Origin of the sequence: Shewanella colwelliana, assembly GCF_001735525.1 — a bacterium.
GTDB classification, from domain to species: Bacteria; Pseudomonadota; Gammaproteobacteria; order Enterobacterales; family Shewanellaceae; genus Shewanella; species Shewanella colwelliana.
In genome coordinates this window covers 368,804-394,672 of the sequence record NZ_MCBT01000046.1, presented here as the reverse complement: position 1 = coordinate 394,672, position 25,869 = coordinate 368,804, and the positions used below count along the sequence as shown (strand labels likewise).

The window sequence follows — 25,869 nt, the reverse complement described above, 5'->3', positions numbered from 1 at the left end:
TTATGACACAAAAGAAATTATGCTTTATCGGTGCGGGCAACATGACCCGCAGTATCACCTCTGGTTTAGTAAAAAGTGGCTATGATGCAGCGCTAATCCATGCCACCAATCCCAGTGCAGCTAAACTTGACGTCCTTAAAGCTGAGCTTGGCATTAAGGTGTCCCATGATAATTTCGCTGCGGCAACACAAGCAGATGTGATCATATTGGCGGTCAAGCCACAGCTGATGCAACAAGTGTGTGAGGCACTAAGCGCTATAGACCTAAGTGGAAAACTGCTCATCACCATAGCAGCGGGCGTAACAATAAATCGTTACCAGGAATACTTTAGACAGCCAATCAAACTTATCCGCACTATGCCAAACACCCCAACCCAAATTGGATATGGAATGACAGGGCTCTATGCGCAAGCAGGTGTCTGTGATGCCGATAAGCTGTTGTGTGAACAGTTGATGAAAAGCGGTGGCGAAGTCGTATGGGTTGAACAAGAGGATGACTTAAATCAAGTTATAGCCCTAGCCGGCAGTTCACCTGCCTATTTTTTCCTAATGATGGAGGCTATGATTGACGTAGCCAAACAAGATGGAATGGATGAACATATTGCCAGACAACTGGTTCAACAGGCAGCATTAGGCGCTGCAGCAATGGTCAAGCAAAACCCTCAGCTTTCAGCTGCACAACTTAGGGAAAATGTTACCTCTAAAGGTGGCACTACGGCACAAGCCATTGCAGCGTTTGAACAAGCCGATCTGCGAGGGATTGTCAAAACAGCGATGAGCGATTGTGTCGCACGCGCTCAAGAGATGGCGAAACAATTTTAACCTTCTATACACTAAGTAGAGAGACACCATGAACGCATTAAGTTTTTTAGTCAGTACCGTTTTTGATCTATATCTGATGGTGGTGATTATCCGCATCTGGTTACAACTTGCTCGAGCCGACTTTTACAATCCATTTAGCCAATTTGTTGTTAAGGCTACACATCCTATCGTCGCACCAATGCGCAGAGTGCTGCCCGCGATCGGTGGTTTAGATACAGCATCGCTAGTGCTTGCCCTATTAGTCGTTGTGCTGAAATTTGTTGCGCTAAGCCTGATTGCGGGCGCAGCCATCAGCATTCCCACCATACTTTTAGTTTCAGTCGTCTCAGTATTTAAGCAGGCAGGCGTACTGCTGTTCTGGATGCTGATTTTGAGAGCGATTCTGAGCTGGGTGAGCCAAGGGCACAACCCTATAGAGATGGTGATGGGCCAACTAACCGAGCCACTTTTAGCTCCCATTCGTCGTATTCTTCCACCGATGGGCGGGCTCGACCTCTCTTTATTGGTGATGATGGTTATTCTTAACTTTATCAATATTCTCCTCGCGCAATATGTACCATTTTGGGCAAACGTTTAATGGGTTTAGTCATTGAGCAGCAAGGAGACCTGCTGCTTAAATTATATATTCAACCTAAAGCCAGCCGGGACCAAATTATTGGTCCCCATGGTGACGAACTCAAAGTCGCTATTACTGCGCCTCCCATTGATGGCAAGGCTAATGCTCACTTGAGTAAATTGCTAGCTAAGATGTTTAAGGTACCTAAAAGCCATATCATTATTGAAAAAGGCGCTTTAGGGCGGCACAAACAGATAAAAGTATTGTCTCCCAAGCTTATTCCAGCTGAAGTTGCCGCGTTAATGACATGAATATTGTAAGAAAATAATCTTCAAAGCGTTATATTAAGCATAACTAACTATACTGAAAACAGTAATCCAGTGACCAGGAGCTCACAATGATCCGTTCCATTTTATGCGCAATACTGTTATCCCTTGTGATGACTGGTATGGCGTCCGCAGAACAAAAACAGAGCGTTGGAATTTACGACATCCACTATGTAGCGATTGGCAGTACTTTTATCACACCTAGCATAGCTAAAACATACGGAATCAAGCGTAGTAGCTACACAGGTATCATCAATGTATCTGTACTTGATACTAGCGTAGACGGTAATCCCGCTATCCCTGTTGAGATTTCAGGCCTTGCCAACAATCTACTGGACGCGCGTATAAACCTTATTTTTAGAGAGATTAGAGAGGGGGACGCTATCTATTATATTGCCGAAGTACCTTATCGCGATGACCAAGAGATCAACTTTCAGCTCGCCATCAAATATGGCAAAAAGCTAAATACTCAGCTGAAGTTTAAACAAAAATTCTATGTCGATTAATATCGAAAATCATGTTTAAACAGGGCGGTTTTATCAAGGTCAACAAAAAGCCTAAGTAAAAACGCCCTCCCCTCTACCGTTTACCATCTTGCTTGGGTATGATTGCGCCCATATTTAGCCCACCCATGGTGAACCCTAATGAATAAAATAGTCTTAGCAAGTGGCAACAAAGGAAAACTCAAAGAGTTCTCAGAGATTTTGGCGCAATTTGGCATTGAAGTACTGCCTCAAAGTCAATTCAATGTCGAAGAGGTACCTGAAACTGGTACAACATTTGTCGAGAATGCCATTATTAAGGCTCGCCATGCTGCCCAAGTGACTGGTCTTGCAGCCATTGCTGATGACTCTGGATTAGAAGTTGATTTATTGGGTGGCGCACCTGGCATCTATTCTGCTCGCTATGGCGGAGAGAATGCCAAAGATAGCGATAACTACAATAAATTGCTCGATGCGTTAAAAGAGAGTCCTGAGCCACGCAGCGCACGCTTTCAGTGTATCTTAGTTTATATGCGCCACAGCGATGACCCGACTCCAATTATTTGCCAAGCGGCCTGGGAAGGTTCAATAGGTTTCGCACCTAAAGGCGGTAATGGTCATGGTTACGATCCGATATTTATCCCGGAAGGACACCAATGCAGCGCAGCAGAGCTCAGCAGCGATGAGAAAAATGCACTAAGTCACCGAGGTAAAGCAATGCAACTTCTGTTAAGCGAAATGAAATCTAAAGGTATTTTAGGCTAATGCTCACACTGCCACCACTCAGCCTCTATATCCACATACCTTGGTGCGTTCAAAAATGCCCCTACTGTGACTTTAACTCCCATGGTCAAAATGGTGAGTTGCCTCAGCAGGCTTATGTTGACGCACTATTAGAGGATCTTCGCCAAGATGCCGATTATGTTCAAGGACGTAAACTGCACTCTATTTTTATTGGTGGTGGTACGCCTTCACTTTTCGATGCCAAACAGATCCAAGCGATTCTTGAAGGCGCTAAAGCACAAATTGGTTTTGAGGGTGACATAGAGATCACCATGGAAGCCAACCCAGGCACATTAGAGCATGATGATTTTGCTGCCTATCGCGCTGCAGGGGTCACACGCTTATCGATTGGTGTACAGAGTTTTTCCAGTGATAAGCTCAATTTGCTGGGGCGTATTCACGACAAAAGCGAAGCGGAAATTGCAGCAGCTAAAGCACAAGCGGCAAACTATAACAGCTTCAATCTCGATCTAATGCATGGCTTACCCAACCAAAGCTTTGAAGAGGCCATGGCCGACATTGAAACCGCTGCGGGCTTAGCCCCTCCCCACCTATCTTGGTATCAATTAACGATTGAACCAAACACCCTGTTTCACTCTAAGCCTCCGCAATTACCAGATGATGAGGCGCTATGGCATATCTATGAGCAGGGACAACAACGTCTTGCTCAATTGGGTTACCAGCAGTATGAAATCTCTGCGTATGCTAAACCCGGTTATCAATGTCAACACAACCTGAACTACTGGCAATTTGGAGACTACATCGGCATAGGCTGTGGCGCTCACGGTAAAATCACCCTAACAGAAAGCCAACAAATTGTGCGAACCGTCAAGATTAAACATCCAAAAGGCTATTTAGCGGCAGATCAGTATCTGTTCGAAAAAACAGAGGTTTTAGAGGAAGACCGAGCGCTTGAGTACTTGATGAATCGCTTTAGGTTAATGTCACCCATCCCTAAAACTGAATTTGAAGTGCGAACAGGGTTATCCGCTGACATGTTGACCCTTGGCATGGAAAAAGCCGCTGATAGAGGGCTGGTTGCCATTGCCGAAAAACACTGGCAATTGACCCCCAAAGGCACCATGTTTGTTAATGAGCTACTTTCTTACTTTTGTGATTGACCTCCAAAAACTACGCGCCTTAGCAGTGAGATTAGGCGCGCAGAAACATTTTCTAACACTTAGATCAAATAATTAACCGCTAGCTTTATTAGGATAACAGGCATTAACAGACGGAAGATCTCATATGCCAATAAAAACAAAAACAACAATACTTGCGCTTACCTTCTCAACACTCATCAGCAGCTCCATTTTCGCAACCCCACTCTCTACATCTGTGATGAGTCCGACTGAGCCAACGATGCAAGTTAGCGCTCAAGAATCAGAGAAAGCAAACCAACTATTTGAAGCCATATTCATGGAAAACGTGATGGCAAGCCCTATTCGCCAAACTCACTTAGGCATTAAGACTGATTATGGCAAATGGGATGAGCGTGGGGCCGCCGCTGATAAAGCTTCGCAGCAAAGAGAGCAAAAGCATTTACAACTTCTGGCAGAGATAAACCGCGATAAGTTAGATGTTCAAACCAAACTGAGTTATGACCTGCTCACTCAAAAAATCGAGCAGAGCCTAGAAGATTTTAAGTGGCGGCTTTATAACTACCCGGTCAACCAGATGTATGGTGGCCATTCAATGGTGGCTTCATTCCTAATTAATCAGCACCAGATTGGCTCAATCGATGATGCGATCGCCTATATCAGTAGGTTAAATGGGGTACCCAAATATTTAGAACAACTTCAACAAGCATTGGAAGAGCGGGCTGCCGCTGGCATTATTGCGCCTAAATTCGTCTTTGCTCATGTACTATCTGACAGCCGCAACATCATCAGCGGAGCTCCCTTTGATAGCCAAAAAGACAGCGCATTATGGGCTGACTTTCAACGTAAAGTAGATAAACTCGATGCCAGTGCTGATAAAAAACAGCAACTATTAAGCCAAGCCAAACAAGCACTAAGTAACAAAGTGCTGCCAGCTTATAATAGACTGATTAGTTACATTGGCAATCTTGAACAACGCGCAGGAACGCTCGATGGTGTATGGCGCTTTAAAGAGGGCAAAGCCTTTTACGATAATGCCTTAGCTAGAACCACTACGACGTCAATGACAGCAGAACAGATACATAAACTTGGCTTAGCAGAGGTTGCCCGTATCCATCAAGAGATGCGAGCAATTATGAAGCAGGTCAATTTTGAGGGCGATCTGCAAGCCTTCTTTAAATATATGCGCGAAGATAAGCAGTTTTACTACCCTGCTTCAGATGAGGGCCGTGACGCCTACCTGAATGACGCCACAGCTCTCATCGATAACATCTCATCTCGGCTTGATGAAGTGTTCTACGTTAAGCCCAAAGCTCCCATGATCGTTAAGCGTGTCGAAGCATTTCGAGAAAAATCTGCAGGCAAAGCTTTCTATAACCAACCATCACCCGACGGCAGTCGTCCTGGTACCTATTATGCGAACCTCTACGACATGGAAGCTATGCCTAAGTATCAAATGGAAGCACTGGCCTACCATGAAGGAACCCCGGGTCACCATATGCAAATTGCTATCGCTCAAGAGCTCGAAAATGTCCCTAAGTTCAGAAAATTTGGTGGCTATACCGCCTATATCGAAGGCTGGGGCTTATACAGTGAGTTCTTTCCTAAAGAGATGGGACTTTATCAAGACCCCTACTCAGATTTTGGCCGTTTAGCGATGGAACTATGGCGTTCATGCAGACTTGTGGTCGATACAGGCATCCACGCCAAGCAGTGGACCCGAGAGCAAGGCATCAACTATTACGTTGAGAATACGCCAAATGCTAAATCTGATGCGGTAAAAATGGTCGAACGCCATATTGTGATGCCATCTCAAGCGACGGCCTATAAAGTCGGTATGTTGAAGATTTTGTCCATTAGAGAGCAAGCCAAACAAGCTATGGGCAACAAGTTTGATATACGCCAGTTCCACACCTTACTGCTCAAAAACGGGCCTTTACCATTGGATGTTCTTGAACAAGAGATAATGCAGTGGGCACAACCTAATAACGCCTCTTAATTTAGCCTACATACAACAAAGTCACCGCAAGGTGGTTTTGTTGTATTTCCAATCAGCCTAGTGCAAATTGGGCTACTCACACTTTGAGTAAAAAATGTCGCTACACGCTGGAAAATCAATCAAATTAATGACTTTTAGAGAACACTGAAATGAGAGTAGTGCGAAGAAAAATCACCCCAGCAGAATTTGCTGGGGTAAACCAAAACTAGGATGATGGTTTTAAGGCTAGCATTGTTTTAGTTCTTAAACCGTTGCCAGCATTGAATCAAGATTGCAGTAACGCCAACCCGAATAAGCTAAATTAAGAGGGGTCATTCTTAACTAACTTATCTGTTTCAGGTTATCCCAAATCAACTGCAACCATTGTATTAAATTAAGAACGAACTGCAACGTGAATTGTTTTTAATTATTAGCCCAAGCTAAATAAGCCATTGATTTAAGAAATAACAAAAATTATACAAGTAGCTGTAATAAAAAGAAAAAGCCCGATAATGTTAAATTTTCGGGCTTATCGTCTCTAAAACAAAACAATGTTTTTAACTTTTAGATAACTCATTGATTGTTAATTGACCAACAATTTAAGTTAGGAACAGTTTATTGTTGCTCACCATCTACTTTCTTTGAGCGTAAAGCGATGCATAAGGGGCATCCCAATAGGGTGGTGAACCAATATGGTCTTTAATAAAGTCGATAAATGCACTGACCTTAGGCGCCAAATGCTTTCTACGAGGATAGACTGCTTGTAAAGGCAGATGATGAGTTAACTGCCACTCTGGTAGCAACGGCACTAAGGTGCCTTTGTCTATCTCATCTTCTAACAAATAGCTGGCAAGATAGACAACACCAAGGCCACTTACTGCAGCAGACTTTAATGCTGGTGCGTTATCAACCCTAAAGTTACCGGCAACCCCTATTTCACAATAGTCATCGCCCTTTTTAAACTGCCACACACTGTGCTCATGCCACTCACCTTGGTACACCAAACAGTTATGGTCAACCAATTGCTCTGGACGATCTGGATAGCCATGCTTAGCGACATATTCAGGTGAAGCCGCTAACAAAAACTGGCACTTCATCAGCGGTCGAGCCACCATCCCCAGTGGAAGTTGCTCAGACATGGTTAATAACAGATCTAAGCCTTCACTAACGACATCGACTTTGTGATCTAACAGGCTGACCTGCAACTCAAGTTCAGGGTGCTTTGCCATAAACTCAGGCAACGCCGGAATGATGTGCATGGTACCAAAAGACTGTGATATGCCGACTTTCAGCACACCTCGGGTCGCATCATTGAGATTATGGACGCTAGCGACCGCTTGTTCTGCATCGCGAAGAAGCTCCTCTCCCTGAGCATATAACAGCTGCCCAGCCTCAGTTAAACTCAAACTACGCGTGGTACGCTGGATAAGTTGAACACCTAACTTATGCTCTAAATCAGCCACCTGAGTACTAACCTTAGATTTAGATATCCCCAACTTTCGCGCAGCGGAACTGAAGCTCCCCGCACGAGCAACATGAGTAAAAATTGCAATAGGTTCTAAAAGTTCTAACATTTAAATAGCCTTAAGGTGTTTGCGACCCTATATATACTAATTATAAATCAAAGAGTTAATGTGCTAAAAGCACTTCTTTGACAATTAATGATTTTTCTAAGAGTAGAGTCAGACTGGTGCCCATTTCTAAATCGAAATTTCGTCAGCATTGTTATTATTTTTTACAAGTATACCAAAGATTTGCACTTTGATTCTAATACCTATTTTTTAGCTACTATACACGCTCTTAATAAAAGAGGAAAAGTAATCGCTGAACTGCGGAGATCTGTAACGAAAAAAGCCCTACACCCAAGGAAAGTGTAGGGAAATTGCTGGTTGGTTAAACCTAACAGGGAGAGTGTTACACGTATAAACTATTCAAGCAGTTGTTGCTTCGGTGCTTTAATTAATGGGTACTTATCTAACTCTGGAACTTGGGCACGGAGTTTCGTTTCTAATGCCACCAGCTGTTGAAAGTTATCACACAGCTTGTCCGCTCTCGCTTCAAGATCTGCAGATTGTTGTTCCAGCTGAACCTCAATGTCTTTCCCCACATTGTCCATTTTAGCCGCGAATGACTCCATTTTCTGCTCAAATGAATCACCATCACCGCTCATCATCTGACTGCCTAGCGTCATCATCATGCTGCCAATAGAGCTTTGTACTAATTGCTCCATCTCCTGCTCAAACTCTTGGCCGAATGTATCTTCCAAAGAAGACTCTGTCGCACCTAAATAGAACTTATCGCCATGTTGATACGCAACATTGTCGATACGGTCACTTAGACTCGCCATCATTTCATCAATTTTGGCTCCACTGGTGTCACCGAGAAGCGGGGTAAGCGCCATACTTACGGCTGTGGACGCAATATCGACTGCATCATGGACCAAATCGATAACTTCAGGAAGTTGAGCTGAAACCTCATTAGCATATTGATTAACAATCACTTGCTGCTGATTATTTAAACTCACCTGTTTACCGTCGATATACAACTCACCGAGTTCAATACGGTAAACTTCTTTTTTTGATTCACTAATGGTGAGTTTCTTAGGCTCTACAGCCACATCATAATTTAACGAAACTTCACACTGATGCCCGTCACTGCCAAAAGAGAGGTGATTATCATCATCGCCACCATGGGCCCATGCTGAACTGGTCGTTGCTAATACTAATGCGGTTAATCCTAACGAAGCGGCTGTCTTTTTCATTTTAATCATCCTTTATGACTTATCTGTTATCCGCATTACTCCATAAGACTACAGTATGCGATATAAACAATAGGAATACACTTATCATGCCAATGTTAAAATTAGAAACAAAAACAATAACTAACACCAATCTCGCTCTAAAGTAAGGAATAGAGAGTGGTCACTTCTGCTAGATGTTAGCCTAAATCACCACTGAATGAGGTTAGAAAATAGAACGCCCTAAGGACTGAGATAAGATTTCTAGCGCAGCAGTACCTGCCAATGAATTACCATTTTTGTCCAGCTCTGGGGACCAAACACATACGCTCATATCGCCCGGAATCACAGCAATAATACCGCCACCGACACCACTCTTACCGGGCATGCCCACTCGGTACGCAAACTCGCCCGCGCCGTCATACAGACCCGATGTCGCCAATAACGCATTAAGCTTGCGAGTTTGTATTGGCGATACGATTAAGTCACCAGATAGGCTCTTACCGCCATTAGCTAAATAATGCATCGCTTTAGAGAGATCAGCACAACTCATTCGCAGAGCACAGTAATGAAAATAGTTTTTGAGTACTTTATCAACATCATTATTAAAGTTGCCAAAAGACTTCATTAAGTATGCAATGGCCGCATTTCGGGCACTGTGTTGATACTCTGATGCTGCAACTTTTTTATCGTAGACAACATGGCGGTTATCGCTCAGTGCGCGAACCACTTCGAGCATGCGTTGTTTTGGAGCCCCTAACCTTCCTTGAAGCAAATCCGCAATAATAAGTGCGCCAGCGTTAATAAACGGATTTCTGGGAACGCCTCGTTCCAACTCTATTTGCACCAAAGAGTTAAACGACTGACCAGAAGGCTCTTTGCCAACCCTAGACCAGATCTCATGTTCTTCATATAAAGTCAGCGCCAGCGTAAGGCTAAAAACTTTTGAGATACTCTGAATTGAGAAAGGTTCGAGATAGTCACCCGCGCCAACGGTCGTGCCATCAACGGAAGTAACCGCTATACCGAATTTATTAGGATTAACTTCAGCAAGTGCAGGAATGTAATTGGCAACCTTCCCCTGACCAAGCAGGGGGCGAACTTGCTCCACCACCTGCTCAAGCAGTGCCTTTTCAGGCATTAGTTCCACCAAATATCGTACAGCTCGCTAACGGTTACGTTAGAGGTTGGTTGCTGTTTCCAAAAGGCACTAACGGCTTCACGATCTTCTTCGGTACATTTGCCAATAGTTTGGGTGGCGATAATGCCTTCCCACTCTTTATGGCCACCACCATGAAAACCTAGTTTTCTGGCGTCGATTACATCTAAGATAAATTGATCAACGATTGCATCGATCTGCTCTTCAGAAACCGATTCATTAAAAGTCCAATTGACGTCAAACCCAAATTCTTGGAATTCATCAATACGTAATTTCTTGCGAAGACGACGGCTACGTGTTGCCATGTTTATACCCCATTTATTAAATAATTAATTTTATTCAGTTCTTTCAAACATCAAGTCCCAAACACCATGCCCTAACCTATGACCACGTGCTTCAAACTTAGTTAGCGGACGGTGATCTGGACGAGGCACAAAATCACCCGCCTGCGACTGGTTCATATAACCTGGCGCCGCACTCATCACCTCTAACATATGCTCACTGTAGTTTTCCCAATCTGTTGCCAAATGGAATACACCACCGATCTTTAGGCTATTACGGATCATTTGAGCAAACTCGGGCTGCACGATACGACGCTTATGATGACGCTTTTTATGCCACGGATCGGGGAAAAACAGCTGCACCCTTGCTAGAGAGTTAGGTAAAATACTATTTTCTAACACCTCAATTGCATCATGATGAAAAACCCGTAGGTTAGTAACCCCCGCTTCAGCGGCTTCGGCCAAACAAGCCCCTACTCCAGGCTTATGCACTTCAATACCGATGAAGTTTAATTCCGGCGCAGCCTTAGCCATCGCGACTAATGAAGCGCCCATGCCAAAACCGATCTCAAGTACCGTATCGGCTTCTCGACCAAAGACTTGGGTTAAGTCGAGTGGCTCAGGCGAATAATCAAGCCCCATTACTGGCCACTGCTGCTCCATTGCAACCGCTTGCCCTTTAGTTAAACGCCCTTCTCGTAAGACAAAACTTCTCACTTTACGAAGGTATTTACCCTCTTCATTAAATTCAGCGGTTGTAACGTCGCTCATTATCTTTGCCTCAATATCTACCGTAGCGGGCCATATAGCATCTAAATAGCCGCGGTTTGAGGTCATATCAAGATGACGCCTCCCGAGCAAAAGACCAAATATGGCCCAGACACTTATATGATTGGATTTATAAAAAGAAGGGCATTATCCAAAGTTAATGGAGCAGTGCAAGCCCTATTGTTGCCAAAGTATACCAATAATCCTCACAGGTGCGAGCAAAGCGATAACGATAAGCCTATTTAGGTTGAGAATTCCTAGGCTGATGGCTACACTGGCGCGATGAAAACAGCACTATTTAGCCAGCGGATCACCGACTGGTATGCCCAATCAGGGCGAAAACACCTCCCTTGGCAACAAAAGAAGACCCCTTATAAGGTTTGGGTATCTGAGATCATGCTACAACAAACGCAAGTCAGCACTGTGATCCCCTACTTCGAAGCCTTTATGAAGCGATTCCCAACCATTGCTTCATTGGCTAATGCCCCACAAGATGAAGTGCTTCACCACTGGACAGGTCTTGGTTACTACGCACGCGCCAGAAATCTACACAAAAGCGCTCAACTGATCTGCAGCGAACACGAAGGTGATTTTCCAATTCACTTCGAGCAGGTGTTAGCCTTACCTGGTATAGGTCGGTCTACCGCGGGTGCTGTGCTGTCGCTTTCTCTTGGCCAACACCACCCAATACTAGATGGCAATGTTAAACGAGTGCTTGCTCGCCACGGTGCCATTGAAGGGTGGCCGGGTAAACGAGACGTTGAGCAACAGCTTTGGCAGCTGACTGAATCGTTGACGCCAAAACAGGGTGTAGAGCAATATAATCAGGCAATGATGGATATTGGCGCAACCATCTGTACCCGTAGCAAACCTAAATGCGAATTATGCCCAGTTGCGATAGATTGCAAGGCCCAGTTGATGGGGCGTCAAACAGAGTTTCCCGGCAAAAAACCTAAGAAAACCATCCCTGAGAAGCAAGCCTTTATGCTAGCGGTCTTAGATGATAGTGGACAGACATTAATGACTCAGCGACCGCCCACTGGGATATGGGGCGGACTCTGGTGTTTCCCACAATTTAACAGCCTAACAGAGCTACACGAATATGCGGAAACCCACGGTATAACTGTTCAGGCCGATGATGCTATCAGCTGTTTTCGCCATACCTTTAGCCATTTCCATCTCGATGTGACGGCAATAATTGGTTCAATTGAGATAACTAAAGCCCGAGAGATCATGGAAGATAGCGCATCACTCTGGTATAACATAGCCAATCCACCTAAAGTTGGTTTGGCTGCGGCAACGGAGCGCATTTTATCTAGCTTAGGTTCTGTATTAAATAAGGAGTAATCATGGCTCGTACCGTTAACTGCCAATACCTAAAAAAAGAAGCCGCTGGTTTAGGTTTTCAGCTTTATCCAGGTGAACTAGGTAAGCGCATTTTTGACAATATCAGCCAAGAAGCTTGGTCTCTTTGGCAGTCAAAGCAAACCATGCTTATTAATGAGAAAAAACTCAACATGATGAATGTTGACGACCGTAAGTTCCTCGAAGAGCAGATGATAAACTTTCTGTTTGAAGGGAAAGATGTCGAAATTGAAGGATATGTTCCTCAAAAAGATGACCAGTGATCTGAGTTAGCTGGTGAGTCATTAATAAAAAAGCGCCAATGGCGCTTTTTTATTAATTAAGGTAGAGAGGTATACCTATTGCTTAATGCCTTCAACCACAAGATCAAGCGTGACATGACTAGATGCAGGTCCCAGGTCCATCTGAATATCAAAATCTTTTAGCGCAAATTGAGTGTGCCCGACAAAGCCAACGCGATATCCACCCCAAGGGTCTTTACCTTCACCAATATAGTCAGCATCAATTGCCACAGGCTTAGTCACACCGTTTAATGTTAAATCGCCATTTAGCACAAACTTACCATCCCCTTTATCAACCACTGACTTAGAAACAAAGTCAGCTTGAGGGAATTTGGTGACATTCAAGAAGTCAGCACTGCGCAGATGCTTATCACGTTCAGCATGATTAGAGTCTAAGCTTGCCGTATTAATAGTGACATTAATCTTACTTGCCTTAATATCGTTTTTGTCGAAGCTAAATCCACCTTCAAACTGATTAAAACGACCGACAACGAAGCTGTAGCCTAAATGGCTTACTTTAAATTGAATTGATGCGTGTGCACCTTTAGTATCGATGACATAATCTGCGGCATTGACACTGCCAGCGACCAACATCACTCCAGCAATTAAACTCCCTAGCAAACGCTTTTTCATTTTATCTCCTTTATCCTAGTCATTCGAATTAATGTTAAATCTTTATCGATGAAATGATGCTTCATTGCACCAAGTGCATGTAACAGCACCAACCCCATCAAACTGTATGCAAAATACTGATGCACCAATCCTGCGAGGTCAGCCTGATCATCAAACAACAGCCCTAAACTCGGCACTTCAAACCAACCAAAGACTTCAATGCCGCGATCATCTGCAGTTGATATGAGGTAGCCACTGACCATGATACTGATCAGTAGTAAGTAAAGTGCTTGATGGACTAACGCCCCGATTCGCTGCTCCCAAACTTTATGGTGCGCTAACGCTTTTGGTTTAGGATTTAACTTCCCCCATATCAAGCGAATTAGCGTGGCAACAAACAGCAACACACCAAGGCTCTTATGGATATCGGGCGCTGTCTTGTACCAACTGCTATAATAGGTCAGTTCAACCATCCAGAAACCTAGTCCAAATAAGCCAAACACAACCAAAGCAGATACCCAGTGCATTGCAATGCTGGTGAGTCCATATTGGTTTTCGCTATTTCTAATCACGCTTTTACCTCTTCAATCTGTTCACTACACGATAGTTTCGATTTAAGTTGACGTATATCGTTAAATTTAGCCCATAAGGTTCTATTTTTTAGAATATGAAAGCTTTGGCACTGCTTACATACCAGTTAACAGCGGTAACTAGGTTTAAAAAGAGAGGAAATACGACTTAAAATAAGTGGCAAACGGCTAATCATTGTTGGGTTATTACTCACCCCAGACAAATTTTAAACTTTTTGCACATTAACTAACCATGCAAACCAATTTATCTAAAAAAGCACTTGCAGGATAAATATCATCGCTATATTATACGCGCACTCCAGACGAGACGGGTCACATAAGACCTAGTTTGAAGTAGATTGTTAAACGCTTAGTTTAGCTGCCCGAATAGCTCAGTCGGTAGAGCAGAGGATTGAAAATCCTCGTGTCCCTGGTTCGATTCCGGGTTCGGGCACCACTATTTAGATATAAAAAGTTAAGCCGGCATAGCTCAGTTGGTAGAGCAACTGACTTGTAATCAGTAGGTCCCGAGTTCGACTCTTGGTGCCGGCACCATATAAAATAGCCTCGACATTGTCGGGGCTTTTTTATATCTGCAATTCAACAACAACCGATGCAACAATTACAGTATGTTATGGCTCGGTCAGCCGCAGTGGCATTAACATCACAGCGAACACCGCTCCCGCCTAAACGTTTATTACAGACTAACGATTAACCCTGTTGCATAGTCTCATTGGCGGGGCATAAATCGCTGAATGCGTCTACCAGAGTAAAACCGTTTTTCATTTGCAGCACAGCTTTATGGGTTACAACGCTCTATGCAAAAAGAAAATCTCACCTGCCAGCCAACTTTGAAAGAAAAATTAAGCGCTGCAGCTCAATGTGGTCATGCACCCTGTAATAAAAAATACTCACCTATTGCAGACAAAAAAAGGAGCCAATAGGCTCCTTTTTTAATGGCGGGTTTGTATTACTTCCAGCTTCTCATTTTATGACCCTTGACGGCATAGAATAGGATAAATAGGTAACATGGGAGCATCACCATATAGCCCCCTTGCTGACCTAAAGAAGTTGCTGAACTGGTTAAACCCCAGAACAGAGGTCCAAACGCACCGCCAGCAATGCCCATTACCAATAGCGCTGAACCAGTACTGGTCAATTTCCCCATACCCGATAACGCTAGCGGCCACACTGCGGGCCATACGATAGCGTTTGCAAGGCCAAGGAATGCAATCATCAACAAAGTGTCTGGTAACATAGCACCACCAAACGGCACCAATAATACATTCGCAATCGCATAAGAGTTATTATCACCAAATAGAATCCCTAAGGTTAGCAACAGGCCCAATATCGCCGAAATCATTAGCGCCGTTGGTTGAGAAATAAAACGCGGGATAGTTAAAATACCTAAGGTATAACCCAGCACCATACATATCATGGTGTAAGACGTCATAACACCGTAATTCTCAACCCCTAATGACAATGCAAAGGTGCCAATGGTATCACCGGCTATGACTTCGACAGCAACGTAGAAAAATAATGCCACCACCCCCAATGCGAGGTTTGGATGCGACAAAGCTTCACGGGTATGGCCTTTACCCCCTTCAACTTGATCATCTTCCTTTTCAAGTTCAGGTAATGGTGACTTCTTCACTAAAATCGCTAAGAAACCGATAAATAGCGCCATGCCCATATAAGGATAAACTAAGCTATTAGCCATCTCATCGATTTGAAGTTGAGAGAGTTCCATACCAACACGGTCTTTGAAACTATCCAAAATCAATGCGGTAAATACAAGAGGAGCGATAACCCCAGCCCCTTTATTTAAAATGCCCATCACACTGACACGTGCAGCCGCTGACTCTTCAGGGCCAATACGCACCACATAAGGGTTAACGGCCGTTTGTAGCAACGTTTGCCCAGCCCCCATCACAAGTTGAGCGAACAGAAACAACCCAAAGACCTGGGTTTTAGCCGCTGGAATAAAGAGCAATCCGGCAACCATCATAATGCCCATTCCCAGCGCCATACCTGTCTTGTAACCCACTTTACGTATTACCCATGCCGAAGGCAGTGCGGTAAAGGTCACAGCAATATAAAAGGAGAAAAGGATGAGAGAGGCTTGAAACGGAGTGAGCTGAAGGATCTGTTTAAGGTATGGCATCAAGGAGCCATTTAGCCAAGTTGCAAACCCTAAGATGAAAAAGAGCCCAGCAACGATTGCCATGGGGATCACGCTACTGCGCTTAGATTCACTATTTAATGTCATTTCCATAAGCCTGTTTTCTTATAGTAATTAATATATTGATATCAGGTTGGCTGACATCGGCTTTATCTTATAGTGGTACAAAACTCAACTGAGCAAGTTTCCATTTAGTAATGAATTTAGCTCCATTGTTTCACTGATGTTAAAACATAAAACCCAAAAAGACAACGCTGTCATTTTGGGTTTTACATAAAATTCAGCTAACTTGCAGATTTAGCTGGTCAATTAGTTGCTCAAACATTGCAAACTAAACTTAAACCTTAATGAATATGTTACGTTTATACATCCAATAGAGTAACAACCACTGCACGGTTAACAGTGCAAGAGTACCCGCCAAAAGGTGCATAGACTCAGGCAACGCTTGGATAAAACCACCAAATATACTGCGAGCGACATAGCTCCAATTTACTAGACTCGATGCCAAATAGATAATGATCGCATTGCAGCCAATTACCACAAAAACAAATGCCAAACGTTGTAGTTTAAGCACATCAATCAAGGCATAAAAAACACCAAGTAATAATAGGCTCCAACCCGTCGTCACCAACACAAATGAGCTGGTCCAAAGGTCCTTATTGACAGGTAAGAAACCGTCGCACAGCCAACCGGTCGCCAATACAGCTGCACCAGCTAGCATCAATATACCGACTTTAGCCCAATCCCCTTTAGGGTGTTGCTTAACAATAAAATGCCCTGTAAATACCCCCGCGAGGGCATTCACGACAGCTGGTAAGGTCGATAAAACACCTTCAGGATCGGTAGGTTGACCTTGGTAGCTAATGCCGGGTAAGAGGTGACTGTCCACATAAGCATTGATTGATCCTGCCATCGACAAGTCACCCGCTACGCCACCGGGTACAGGCATGAATAACTGCAAGAACGCATAACCCACTAATATCAAAATAGCGATAATAATCTGCGTACGTAAAGCTGTGTGCCAAACTAACATGGCAGCAAAAAACCAAGCGAAAGCAATACGTCCTAATACGCTGGCATAACGTAGTTCGTCAGCGGCAGCTGGTGCGCCAACACCCCAACCATGGTTATAAAGTACACCAAAAATTAACAGCAAGCCCAATCGCTTAAATGAATGACGATAGAGAGGCAAGCGTGCTGACATAGGAAGTTTATCTAACCGCTTGGGTGATAAACCCAAAGCGACACCAGACAAGAAAATAAATAACGGAAAAATAAGATCATAGAACGTGAAACCATGCCATACGCTGTGTTTCATCTGTGCATCAGCAATTTGCCACCCTTGCCAACCAGTCCAAGCCAATAAGCCAACAAACAGTGCTTCGCCTCCTAAGATCCAAAACATATCAAAACCACGCAGCGCATCGAGTGACATCAACCTAGGCTTGCTGATTTTTGGTTGGTTTGCATCCATTTAAACGATTCCTATTTTTATTGTTTTTATTAAACCAAAGCCCCAAAAGCGAGGCTTTTAGGGCTTTTTCTTTAATCGACGTTAGGCTTCATAAACTAGCTCACCGCCTATATAGGTACGCGCCACACGGCTGTGTTGGTCAAGCAGCACCATATCCGCCTGGCAACCTAACGTAAACGCCCCACGTGTAGCCTCATGGCCAAGAAACTGCGCAGGGTACAATGCCGCCATTCGTAACGCTTCATCCAAAGATAAACCAAGCATATTAACGCTATTGTTTACAGCGCCAACCATGTCGAGTACACAACCAGCTAACTCTCCCGTTACCGCATTGAGTCGGTCTCCTTGGCGAACGACCTGGGTGCCAAATAGCTCAAAGCTCGCATCTTGTGCCATGCCAACGGGTGGCATCGCATCAGTGACCAACATCACCTTACCTCGTGGTTTTGCGTAAATCGCGACTTTCGCCGATGCAGCATGAACATGATGGCCATCCACAATCAACCCACACCATGCATCCCGACTTTCAATCGCCGCACCAACCATGCCAGGATCCCGCGAGCCCATTGGCGACATGGCATTAAACAGATGAGTAAAGCCTGTCGCCCCCGCCTCTAACGCTGCCACAACCGTTTCATAATCGGCATTTGAATGACCCAAGCAAACCCTTACATCCTCTGCCACTAAGGCTTTAATAACCTCTACAGATACGTTTTCTGGTGCAAGAGTAACCACTTTAGTGCCTAAATCTTTGCGACAAAAAATCGCTAATTCCGCATCTGAAATGCGGCGAATATGCGATTGAGGATGAACACCTTTTTTGGGGACTGAAAGATGTGGACCTTCGAAATGAACTCCAAGTACTCCAGAAGCCCCCACATCAATCGCTTTAGCAACTGCATCAGCGGCAGTTTGCATCACATCAATATTGTCGGTAATCAGCGTGGGAAGAAACCCTGTGGTGCCAAACTGTGCGTGCGCCTTACCTATCGTTTCAATACACTTAACGCTGCGGTCAGCATTTAACAATGCACCGCCTCCACCATTGACTTGCACATCGATAAACCCTGGTACTAGTGTGCCGCTCACCTGCTGTGGCGTCACACCTGCGACACAGTCAAAGGCAACTACTCGGCCATCTTCAAAGGTGATTGGTAGTTCACGATGAAATTTTTCACCATCAAATACCTGTTCTGCGATCAAGGTTTGTTTCATCACTCTCTTTCCTAATCCCCTTTAAGCATTTACAGCATAAAGGATTACAGTGGACAGTATTTCCCGAAGGTTTTATTAATTACCTATAGCTAGCTGTTGCCTTGCATAATATACGGCACCCAACTCTGGTGGCGCTAAAATTGGAGAGATTTTGCTAACAACATCGGTATCTAACCATGCTGCCAATGGCTCAGCAAGCCCACCTATCATTGAAAATCTTGGTGGGGCTACTTTAAACAGTTTACGGGCAAGCTCGCTAATATATGCAGCGCCTTCCACGACAATCGCTTTAGCCACCGCGTCTTGCTCATTGGCGCACTCAAGCACCAGCCTCGCTAAGCTTGCATAGCAACTTGAAGACTTACCAGCTAAGTGTTCAACAATGCCCATCGCATCGTGCACATTAAAATGATTAAGCAAGCGCTCTGTGAGCGCTGTTGCGGGGGCGAATCCGTCGAGGTGCAATAACACTTGCTCGGCAGCCTTTAATCCTAACCAAGCGCCACTGCCCTTATCACCCAATGCAAAACCATGACCACCAAGACACAGATGACTCTCGCCAACATGTGCATAGCCGCAGGAGCCCGTTCCGGTGATGATCACGGCACCATCACCGCCATGATGGGCACCAATGCAGGCAGTATGCAGATCAGTGGTGACATACATTTTGGCGAATGGATGAGCCCAATTGCTAATATCTTGATGTAGGCGTGGCACATTCACCCCAGCTAAACCCAATCCGGCTATGAGCAGCTTGCTATCACCAACTGTTAATCCAGCATCTCTTAGTGCAAGTTCAGTAGACTGCTGAATCGACTCGAAAGTTTGCGCTAAGCCATGAAGCGGGTTAGCCCGCCCAGCAACGCCGGTACCAATGACGGTATCGTCGCTAGCATAGATGGTTGCACGACATTTACTTCCGCCACCGTCGATGCCAATAAATAGGGGGGTTTCCTTTGCCTGGTTTAATCCCATGACCGACCTCTTCCACAGTTCTATTATCCAGGGCAATGAGGTAACACTCTTTGCCCTGTCTACTGAATTAAGTTAACTCTATGTTACAATATAAATGACAGCGTTGTCATTTATATTTTCATCACTGTTGTTTTTTAGCTGAGAGCTAACTCATTGCTGCCAACGACAGGGTCCAAAGAGGCTGCTAATCAATAAGTTAACGGCCGCCTCAATATTAACTAGGTGTTAGTTAACGAACAAACTTCGCCCTTTACGCAGACCATCTGCCGCCACAGCGCGAACTTCAACCTTACCATTAACTTTTACCGTCTTACTGTAAGGTTGCCATTGTCCACCATTGACACGGTACTCCACTGCTAAGCCAGGATAGATAACATTGGTGTATAAGCTGCCTTCGTGAATATGTGCACCGACCGTTGGCACACGGTAGGCGATATTGGCACGATCTAGCTTGAGCAACTCTTTATGCCCTAAAGTATTAGCAAACTGCGCCCATTGCTCGGCCTGTTTTGCACGCATATCTTGGGTAAAGTAACCACTGTCTTGATTGTAAATAGCGCCTTGATAATTGTATTGCACCTCCCAATCTGCCTGATGCCAAGCGCGTTCAGCCAACACTAATAACCTTGGAAAAACCATGTATTCGACAACATCGTCACTACGAATGGTCTCGCTCCATATCTGTCCTTGGATGCCAGTAAACTGAACATTCTTTGCCAGTGGTCCGCTAACCTGTTTGCCCGCTTTATCTAACTTAATAGTGTCATCCGCCTCAAATGGGCGTCCTTCAATGTCGGTCCATTGTTCTGCGTTAGCCGGTAAGTTAGCCGACATAAAGCTATACAGATGTCGCTCGTTGCTCGCTCTGCTAGCCCAATAATAACCATGCTCTTTAGGGTCGGCCTCATAGGGAAAATCAAAGTAAAGTACCTCAGGGTTACTCAATACCGCATCCCAACCTAAGTTAGCTTGGCTATGGGCACGTTTAAACCCATCATGCGATACGACATCCCAAATATTGCTCTGGTTAATTTCAGGCATACGCTCTGGACGAGTGTGGCTCATACCATCACTCCAACCAGCTGCTTTTATCCCTTTCTCGGCCAGTAGGTTTGAAACTCGTTCAATAAAATACGCGCCATACTCTTTCTCATCGCTCACGCCATGCTCATTATTTTGCAAGAATGCTTGGCAGATTGGCGATTCAATCCATGCTCCCGCAGTTTCATCGGCCCCAATGTGGTACACGTTTAATGGCTGCCCGGCTTGATGATGTAACGCGGCAATCTCATTAATCACTTTGTCTACAAAGTGGAACGTTGATTCCATGCACACGTTAAGCGTGTTGTCATCATAGTATTGAATAGAGGCATACTTTGTTTTGTCCTCTGGGTCGATTAGACGATACTCCTGCGCAGCAGCCTCATCCCCCTTTGCACTCAATGAACGGTAACGTGCTTCCATCGCTTTGATTGCAGCGCGCGAGTGACCAGGCATATCCATCGACGGGATCACTTGAATTTGGCGCGCACTTGCATAGCGTAATATCTCGATGTAATCGGCTTTGCTGTAGTAACCATTAACCTTAGCATTGGCATTTGGTCCACTGCCCAGTTGCGGTAACAGGCAGGTATCTTCATTGAGATCGTGACAGCGCTTACTCCCTATATCGGTTAACTCTGGCAGGCCGTCAATTTCAAGGCGCCAGCCCTCATCGTCAGCCATATGTAGATGTAGTTTATTCAGCTTATAAGCCGCCATTTGATCCAGCAGATTTAACACAAACTGTTTACTGTGGAAGTTGCGTGCGACATCCACATGCATACCTCGAAAATCGTAGCGTGGCGCATCGGTAATGGTCATGGTATTAAGTGTTAAGTCATTAAGACTTACCAAACTGGCTAGCGATGACAATCCGTAGGAGTAGCCAGCATCATCAGACGCTTTAATTACAATCCCTTTCACATCGACCATTAACTCATAACCACCAACAGCTAGTTGAGTGTCTGCCGGCAACAAACTTAATGACACGCCAGTTTCAGAGGCTTTCACGCCCAAACGCGCTAGACGATTCAACGCCGCTTCGACCTTTATGCGCTCAACATTACCCAAGGCCAGCACATAACCGTCGCTGAGTGACACGGGTCTATCTGTCGAGGTAACCGTTTGCATTTGTGGCGTTGGAATAATGGTATCAATGGCTAACTCTGGTTGAATATCTACCCCTTGATTGGCTTGGAAGAGCACTTCAGGTTTTGCCCACTGCAATTGATCTGTGTCGCTGCGACGATATTGAGTCCTTGCATCGGTAAACGATTCAACATAGGGACGCAACTCCATCCCTGTTTCGGCATCTTTGCCAACCATGGTGCTTTTTATCACCACAGGTTCAAGTCCATCGGCAACAATGTAATAGTTCGGCATTGCATCCGTTTCAGATAACTGCCAGAGCTCACCAAGAAAATCGATCACCTTTGCTTCATTCTGCTTAATGCCTGTGAACACATCGGTTGGGCTAATCTTATGCAGATCGCCTTTTATATGGGAAATGGAGAACTCTTTAGATAACACCTGTTTAACGGGGCGCATCTGACTGAAATAGATAGACCAGTTGTTATCTTTAATGTCGATGGGAGACAATAGCTCTATTTGCGCCTGAAAACAGCGGCCATCAACACCTGAAGTCGTGCACTGTTCAGGGTAATTGGTAACGGTACGGTAAGTGATGGCTAACGAATGACCAATGCTTGTTAAAGTCGCCTGAGAAAGTGACTGTGCACTTGAAGGCTCGTCAGCCGAAGTAGGTACTGACTTACTGCATGCTGTGCCTCCCAGCAAAACTAATACCGCGACTGCCACAAGATTTCTATTCATTACATTCCTCTTAATCTTTAATCTATTAACCTTATTTTATTGAAGGTTAATTAAGGTGCCGTAGCCTTCCCCCAAGCAACGTCAGTAAATGTTTTCATTACTGAATCTAGACAGTGGCTTTTAATCATTTTAACAACTAGGAGCTGAGTGACTTCCACTGCGCCCCACTATAATCAATCTTTACTCACCCCAAACCAACCTAACCTATGTTTAGCTAAGCGGTAGCTAAAACTTAAGACTCTGTCGACACAACCAGTCTGTTGCAAATAGCGGTAAGTACTTTAGCATCAACGAATTGAGAGAAACAGAGAGTGTGAAAAATTGACTAATGATATGAATACAGCTCTCTGCGTACAACGCTTAATCGTCGAGCGTTTAAGATACTAGACAACGTATGGTTAATAAGTTGCTTTGAGATTATCCATCCCCCTTTCAGGTAAAAAAAAGGCCAGGTGCTTTGTCTATCAATCATTAGATAAAACACCTAGCTATCTCTAGTTTCTGGGGAGAGACTATTGGATAAATCAAACACAGTTGAACATCAATCCTCGATGTACAACTGCCAAGAGCATGAATTAGGAGACCTCTTCCTAACAATGCAAACCTTACAAAACAACCGCGTCACACAAGCAAATGACAACGCTGTCATTTGCAAACATACACAAGCACGAACAGAATATCTACATTTTTTTGACAAAAAACAGAATTTATTTTGAGCGAAAAACTTCCAAGCCTTAATGTTAGCCCCTCGCAAGTAAGCGCGCACTAACGTCCAAAATCGAACAAATGACAACGCTGTCAACAACTGGTAACATCCTAGCTAAATTCGATAGGCACACATGCAGAAAATGATTACTATCTAGCCTAATGATTAAAACAATTGCGAAAATAAAACAACTTCCAGCTAAGTACCAAGTGCTGATTCTGCTGCTCATTACAATGTGGGGGATTTGGCTATCACGCTATCCAGACACCTTTGGGCTATTAAGTAATTACTTGCAGTACAGTCTGCTCGGCATAACGGGCGCTATTTTCGCCAACGCCACAGGTGCCGGCGGTGGTGTTATCTTTATCCCTGTGTTTAATAACCTCTCTTTTTCAGCAGAGCAAAGCATTGCCACCTCTTTCGCTATTCAATGCTTTGGTATGACAGCCGGTGCGTTGACCTGGCGACACCACTATAAAACTTTGCAGCAAACATCAAACCTATGGTCTCAGTTGCCAACACTCCTTTTACTATGCACTCCGCTATCAATCATGGGACTATGGACGACGTTAACATTTGAGCTTCCGCCCCCCAGTACCTTAGAACATAGCTTTAGCCTGTTTTCGATTATATTGGGGCTAGCGATAATCTATAGCAGTAGCAAACTAAAACCCAACGCCTGCTACCGTCGCCTCGGCTCATTAGAACTCGTCATACTCGGCGTATTTACTTATCTCGGTGGAATCATTACCGCTTGGCTATCGGTAGGCGTCGGCGAAATCATCGTGATCTATCTCATGCTAAGACGAGTAGACCCCACCCTCGCCGTTGCCACAGGCGTCATTGTGACCGCCATGACGGTGTGGACAACAAGTTTCATCCACTTTGGCGAGCACAGCGATGCCTATTTTAATGTAGTTCTATTTGCAGGGCCAGGTGCAGTGATCGGCGGCATACTGGCTAAAAAATTGGCTCTATATCTGCCTGTTAAACGATTAAAATTATTTTTTGCAAGCTGGATTATATTATCTGGGGTTGCAATGTTACTCATTCAGTAAGAGGTCACCATGAGCGATAAACCAATCAGTTCAATTACAATTGTCGGCGGTGGAAGTTCGGGTTGGATGACCGCAATGTACCTGCAAAAGCTTTATAATCAATCTGGTGGCGATGTTAAAATCACCCTAATAGAAAGCCAAGATATCGGCACCATAGGCGTGGGTGAAGCAACCGTACACACTATTCGCTTCTTTTTTGCAGCAATGGGACTGGATGAGACTGAGTTACTTAGAGAAACTAATGCAACACTAAAAAGTGGCATTATGTTTCGTAACTGGATGAAACCTAAAGTCGGCAACACCCATGAATATTTTCACCCCTTTGAGCAACAACGCCCATTGGGCCCCATCGACAACGCCAGTACTTGGGTCCACAGTCCTGAGGCAGAGTTAAGCTATGCTGATGCCACCAGCATCTCGGCTGAACTGATAAAACATCAACGTTGCCCTAAAGCCCCTAATTCTCCGCCCTACCAAGGTGTAGTACCTTACGGTTATCACCTCGATGCTACGTTGATGGGTCGATACCTCAGAAAGAAAGCTTGCGAAGCGGGAGTGATTCATGTGGAAAGCATAGTCACTGATGTCAACACCGATGGCGAGAGCATCACCTCAGTGACCACTCCAAAGGGAGAGTTTAGCTCAGACATTTTTATTGATTGTACGGGTTTTAAAGGCTTGCTAATTGAGAAACTGCGCAGCGATAACTGGCAATCATTTGAAAAAGAGTTACCCTGCAATAAAGCGGTGGCGATTCAACGTAAATACCCGCAAGACATGCCGCCTAAGTCTTACACTGTTGCTACCGCCTTAAGCAACGGCTGGGTTTGGGAGATCGATCTGTCAAACCGCCAAGGGACAGGCTATGTTTACGACGGTAATCGCTTAACAAAAGAGCAAGCTGAAGCTGAGTTAAGGGCACACTTAGGTGATGAATTAGAGATCCTACGTACCGTACATTTAGATATGCGCATTGGTTGCCGCAAAGCGTTTTGGGTTGGTAACTGTATTGCAATTGGACTGTCTGGTGGGTTTATCGAACCATTAGAATCGACAGGGTTGCATATCGTTAATGTTGGCGCTCGCTTACTGGCCACTCACCTTTCAAGCGCAAATCCACCTCAGGCAGTAAGAGACTCCTATAACCGCACCTTAAATGGCGTTTATGAAGATTTACGTCAGTTTATCATTCTCCATTACTGTTTAACCGACCGAGACGATACTGAGTTTTGGAGGGAAGCGGCAAAGACCGCAAAGTATGCCAAAGGGCTACAAGACAGAATCGATATATGGAAACATAAAACCTGCGAATATATGGATTTAGCAGGCAGCTTCAATACGATTTTTACCGATGAGAACTACCGCTTTGTATTGTACGGCATGGACCATGTTCCCGCCATTACCCTACCAACAACCAGAGAAGCGCTCACCGCAACGCTTGCTCGGCTTAAAGCACAGCAACAGCAAGCACTTGATGCATCAATGTCTCATGAGGTCTTTTTAGCTAAACTGGCAAAGTAAACACGCTCAAAACAAAAAACCGCCTATTGGCGGTTTTTTGTTGCCGAAA

General features: G+C 44.6%; 23 protein-coding genes and 2 tRNA genes. 13 read left to right on the top strand and 12 right to left on the bottom strand.

Features of this window, described 5'->3' with window-relative positions; translation table 11 throughout:
- Positions 1-2 precede the first annotated feature (2 nt).
- From proC to BEL05_RS17225, 7 genes are all read left to right on the top strand, one after another.
- Positions 3-821, top strand: a complete 819-nt coding sequence (gene proC, locus BEL05_RS17255) for a pyrroline-5-carboxylate reductase (RefSeq protein WP_028762823.1) — start codon at positions 3-5, stop codon at positions 819-821.
- Between the two features lie 28 nt (positions 822-849).
- A complete protein-coding gene (locus tag BEL05_RS17250) occupies positions 850-1,398 on the top strand; it encodes a YggT family protein (protein WP_028762822.1) in 549 nt (182 codons plus the stop codon).
- Complete coding sequence (gene yggU / locus BEL05_RS17245) at positions 1,398-1,688, top strand: DUF167 family protein YggU (protein ID WP_069671922.1); 291 nt, start codon at positions 1,398-1,400, stop codon at positions 1,686-1,688. The genes BEL05_RS17250 and yggU overlap by 1 nt, the downstream gene beginning before the upstream one ends.
- 86 nt (positions 1,689-1,774) lie before the next feature.
- Entirely contained in the window at positions 1,775-2,209 is a 435-nt protein-coding gene (locus BEL05_RS17240; protein ID WP_028762820.1) for a DUF4426 domain-containing protein, read from the top strand.
- Between the two features lie 138 nt (positions 2,210-2,347).
- Positions 2,348-2,950: an RdgB/HAM1 family non-canonical purine NTP pyrophosphatase gene (gene rdgB / locus BEL05_RS17235; RefSeq protein ID WP_069671921.1), complete on the top strand. Its 603-nt coding sequence runs from the start codon at positions 2,348-2,350 to the stop codon at positions 2,948-2,950.
- A complete protein-coding gene (hemW, locus tag BEL05_RS17230) occupies positions 2,950-4,089 on the top strand; it encodes a radical SAM family heme chaperone HemW (RefSeq protein ID WP_028762818.1) in 1,140 nt (379 codons plus the stop codon). Before rdgB ends, hemW begins: the two co-directional genes overlap by 1 nt.
- Before the next feature lie 124 nt (positions 4,090-4,213).
- Positions 4,214-6,064, top strand: a complete 1,851-nt coding sequence (locus BEL05_RS17225) for a DUF885 domain-containing protein (RefSeq protein ID WP_069671920.1) — start codon at positions 4,214-4,216, stop codon at positions 6,062-6,064.
- Between the two features lie 611 nt (positions 6,065-6,675).
- Here the strand turns inward: BEL05_RS17225 and BEL05_RS17220 are convergent.
- The 5 genes from BEL05_RS17220 to trmB form a co-directional block, all read right to left on the bottom strand.
- On the bottom strand, positions 6,676-7,617 hold the full coding sequence (locus tag BEL05_RS17220; protein WP_028762816.1) for a LysR family transcriptional regulator: 942 nt from the start codon (positions 7,615-7,617) through the stop codon (positions 6,676-6,678).
- 353 nt (positions 7,618-7,970) lie between these two features.
- On the bottom strand, positions 7,971-8,804 hold the full coding sequence (locus BEL05_RS17215) for a YggN family protein (protein WP_069671919.1): 834 nt from the start codon (positions 8,802-8,804) through the stop codon (positions 7,971-7,973).
- Positions 8,805-9,006: 202 nt separating this feature from the next.
- Entirely contained in the window at positions 9,007-9,921 is a 915-nt protein-coding gene (gene glsB, locus BEL05_RS17210; RefSeq protein WP_069671918.1) for a glutaminase B, read from the bottom strand.
- Complete coding sequence (locus tag BEL05_RS17205) at positions 9,921-10,244, bottom strand: YggL family protein (RefSeq protein WP_028762814.1); 324 nt, start codon at positions 10,242-10,244, stop codon at positions 9,921-9,923. The genes glsB and BEL05_RS17205 overlap by 1 nt, the downstream gene beginning before the upstream one ends.
- Before the next feature lie 30 nt (positions 10,245-10,274).
- The gene (gene trmB, locus BEL05_RS17200) at positions 10,275-10,991 is read right to left on the bottom strand and encodes a tRNA (guanosine(46)-N7)-methyltransferase TrmB (RefSeq protein ID WP_028762813.1); all 717 of its coding nucleotides are present in this window, start codon (positions 10,989-10,991) and stop codon (positions 10,275-10,277) included.
- Positions 10,992-11,270: 279 nt separating this feature from the next.
- Here trmB and mutY point away from each other — a divergent pair, with 279 nt between their 5' ends.
- Both mutY and BEL05_RS17190 read left to right on the top strand, forming a co-directional pair.
- Entirely contained in the window at positions 11,271-12,335 is a 1,065-nt protein-coding gene (gene mutY, locus BEL05_RS17195; RefSeq protein ID WP_069671917.1) for an A/G-specific adenine glycosylase, read from the top strand.
- Positions 12,336-12,337: 2 nt separating this feature from the next.
- Entirely contained in the window at positions 12,338-12,616 is a 279-nt protein-coding gene (locus BEL05_RS17190; protein WP_028762811.1) for an oxidative damage protection protein, read from the top strand.
- Between the two features lie 75 nt (positions 12,617-12,691).
- On the opposite strand, the gene BEL05_RS17185 is transcribed toward BEL05_RS17190, so the two are convergent.
- Together BEL05_RS17185 and BEL05_RS17180 are read right to left on the bottom strand one after the other, a co-directional pair.
- Positions 12,692-13,267 carry a YceI family protein gene (locus BEL05_RS17185; RefSeq protein WP_069671916.1) on the bottom strand — a complete coding sequence of 192 codons (576 nt, stop codon included), beginning with the start codon at positions 13,265-13,267 and terminating at the stop codon, positions 12,692-12,694.
- The gene (locus BEL05_RS17180) at positions 13,264-13,818 is read right to left on the bottom strand and encodes a cytochrome b (protein WP_069671915.1); all 555 of its coding nucleotides are present in this window, start codon (positions 13,816-13,818) and stop codon (positions 13,264-13,266) included. The genes BEL05_RS17185 and BEL05_RS17180 overlap by 4 nt, the downstream gene beginning before the upstream one ends.
- A 378-nt stretch (positions 13,819-14,196) precedes the next feature.
- On the opposite strand from BEL05_RS17180, the gene BEL05_RS17175 reads away from it, so the two are divergent.
- Positions 14,197-14,272, top strand: a tRNA-Phe gene (locus tag BEL05_RS17175).
- Between the two features lie 22 nt (positions 14,273-14,294).
- Positions 14,295-14,370, top strand: a tRNA-Thr gene (locus BEL05_RS17170).
- Between the two features lie 415 nt (positions 14,371-14,785).
- On the opposite strand, the gene nagP is transcribed toward BEL05_RS17170, so the two are convergent.
- The 5 genes from nagP to BEL05_RS17145 form a co-directional block, all read right to left on the bottom strand.
- Positions 14,786-16,090 carry an N-acetylglucosamine MFS transporter NagP gene (nagP, locus tag BEL05_RS17165; RefSeq protein WP_373316135.1) on the bottom strand — a complete coding sequence of 435 codons (1,305 nt, stop codon included), beginning with the start codon at positions 16,088-16,090 and terminating at the stop codon, positions 14,786-14,788.
- A gap of 244 nt (positions 16,091-16,334) precedes the next feature.
- The gene (gene nagX / locus BEL05_RS17160; RefSeq protein ID WP_069671914.1) at positions 16,335-17,471 is read right to left on the bottom strand and encodes a transmembrane glucosamine N-acetyltransferase NagX; all 1,137 of its coding nucleotides are present in this window, start codon (positions 17,469-17,471) and stop codon (positions 16,335-16,337) included.
- Positions 17,472-17,552: 81 nt separating this feature from the next.
- A complete protein-coding gene (nagA, locus tag BEL05_RS17155) occupies positions 17,553-18,686 on the bottom strand; it encodes an N-acetylglucosamine-6-phosphate deacetylase (protein WP_069671913.1) in 1,134 nt (377 codons plus the stop codon).
- Positions 18,687-18,761: 75 nt separating this feature from the next.
- On the bottom strand, positions 18,762-19,661 hold the full coding sequence (nagK, locus tag BEL05_RS17150; RefSeq protein WP_069671912.1) for an N-acetylglucosamine kinase: 900 nt from the start codon (positions 19,659-19,661) through the stop codon (positions 18,762-18,764).
- A 225-nt stretch (positions 19,662-19,886) separates the two neighbouring features.
- Positions 19,887-22,535, bottom strand: a complete 2,649-nt coding sequence (locus tag BEL05_RS17145) for a beta-N-acetylhexosaminidase (protein WP_069671911.1) — start codon at positions 22,533-22,535, stop codon at positions 19,887-19,889.
- A gap of 867 nt (positions 22,536-23,402) precedes the next feature.
- On the opposite strand from BEL05_RS17145, the gene BEL05_RS17140 reads away from it, so the two are divergent.
- Positions 23,403-24,299: a sulfite exporter TauE/SafE family protein gene (locus tag BEL05_RS17140; RefSeq protein WP_069671910.1), complete on the top strand. Its 897-nt coding sequence runs from the start codon at positions 23,403-23,405 to the stop codon at positions 24,297-24,299.
- A 9-nt stretch (positions 24,300-24,308) separates the two neighbouring features.
- Entirely contained in the window at positions 24,309-25,820 is a 1,512-nt protein-coding gene (locus tag BEL05_RS17135; protein WP_069671909.1) for a tryptophan halogenase family protein, read from the top strand.
- The last annotated feature ends 49 nt before the right edge of the window (positions 25,821-25,869 follow it).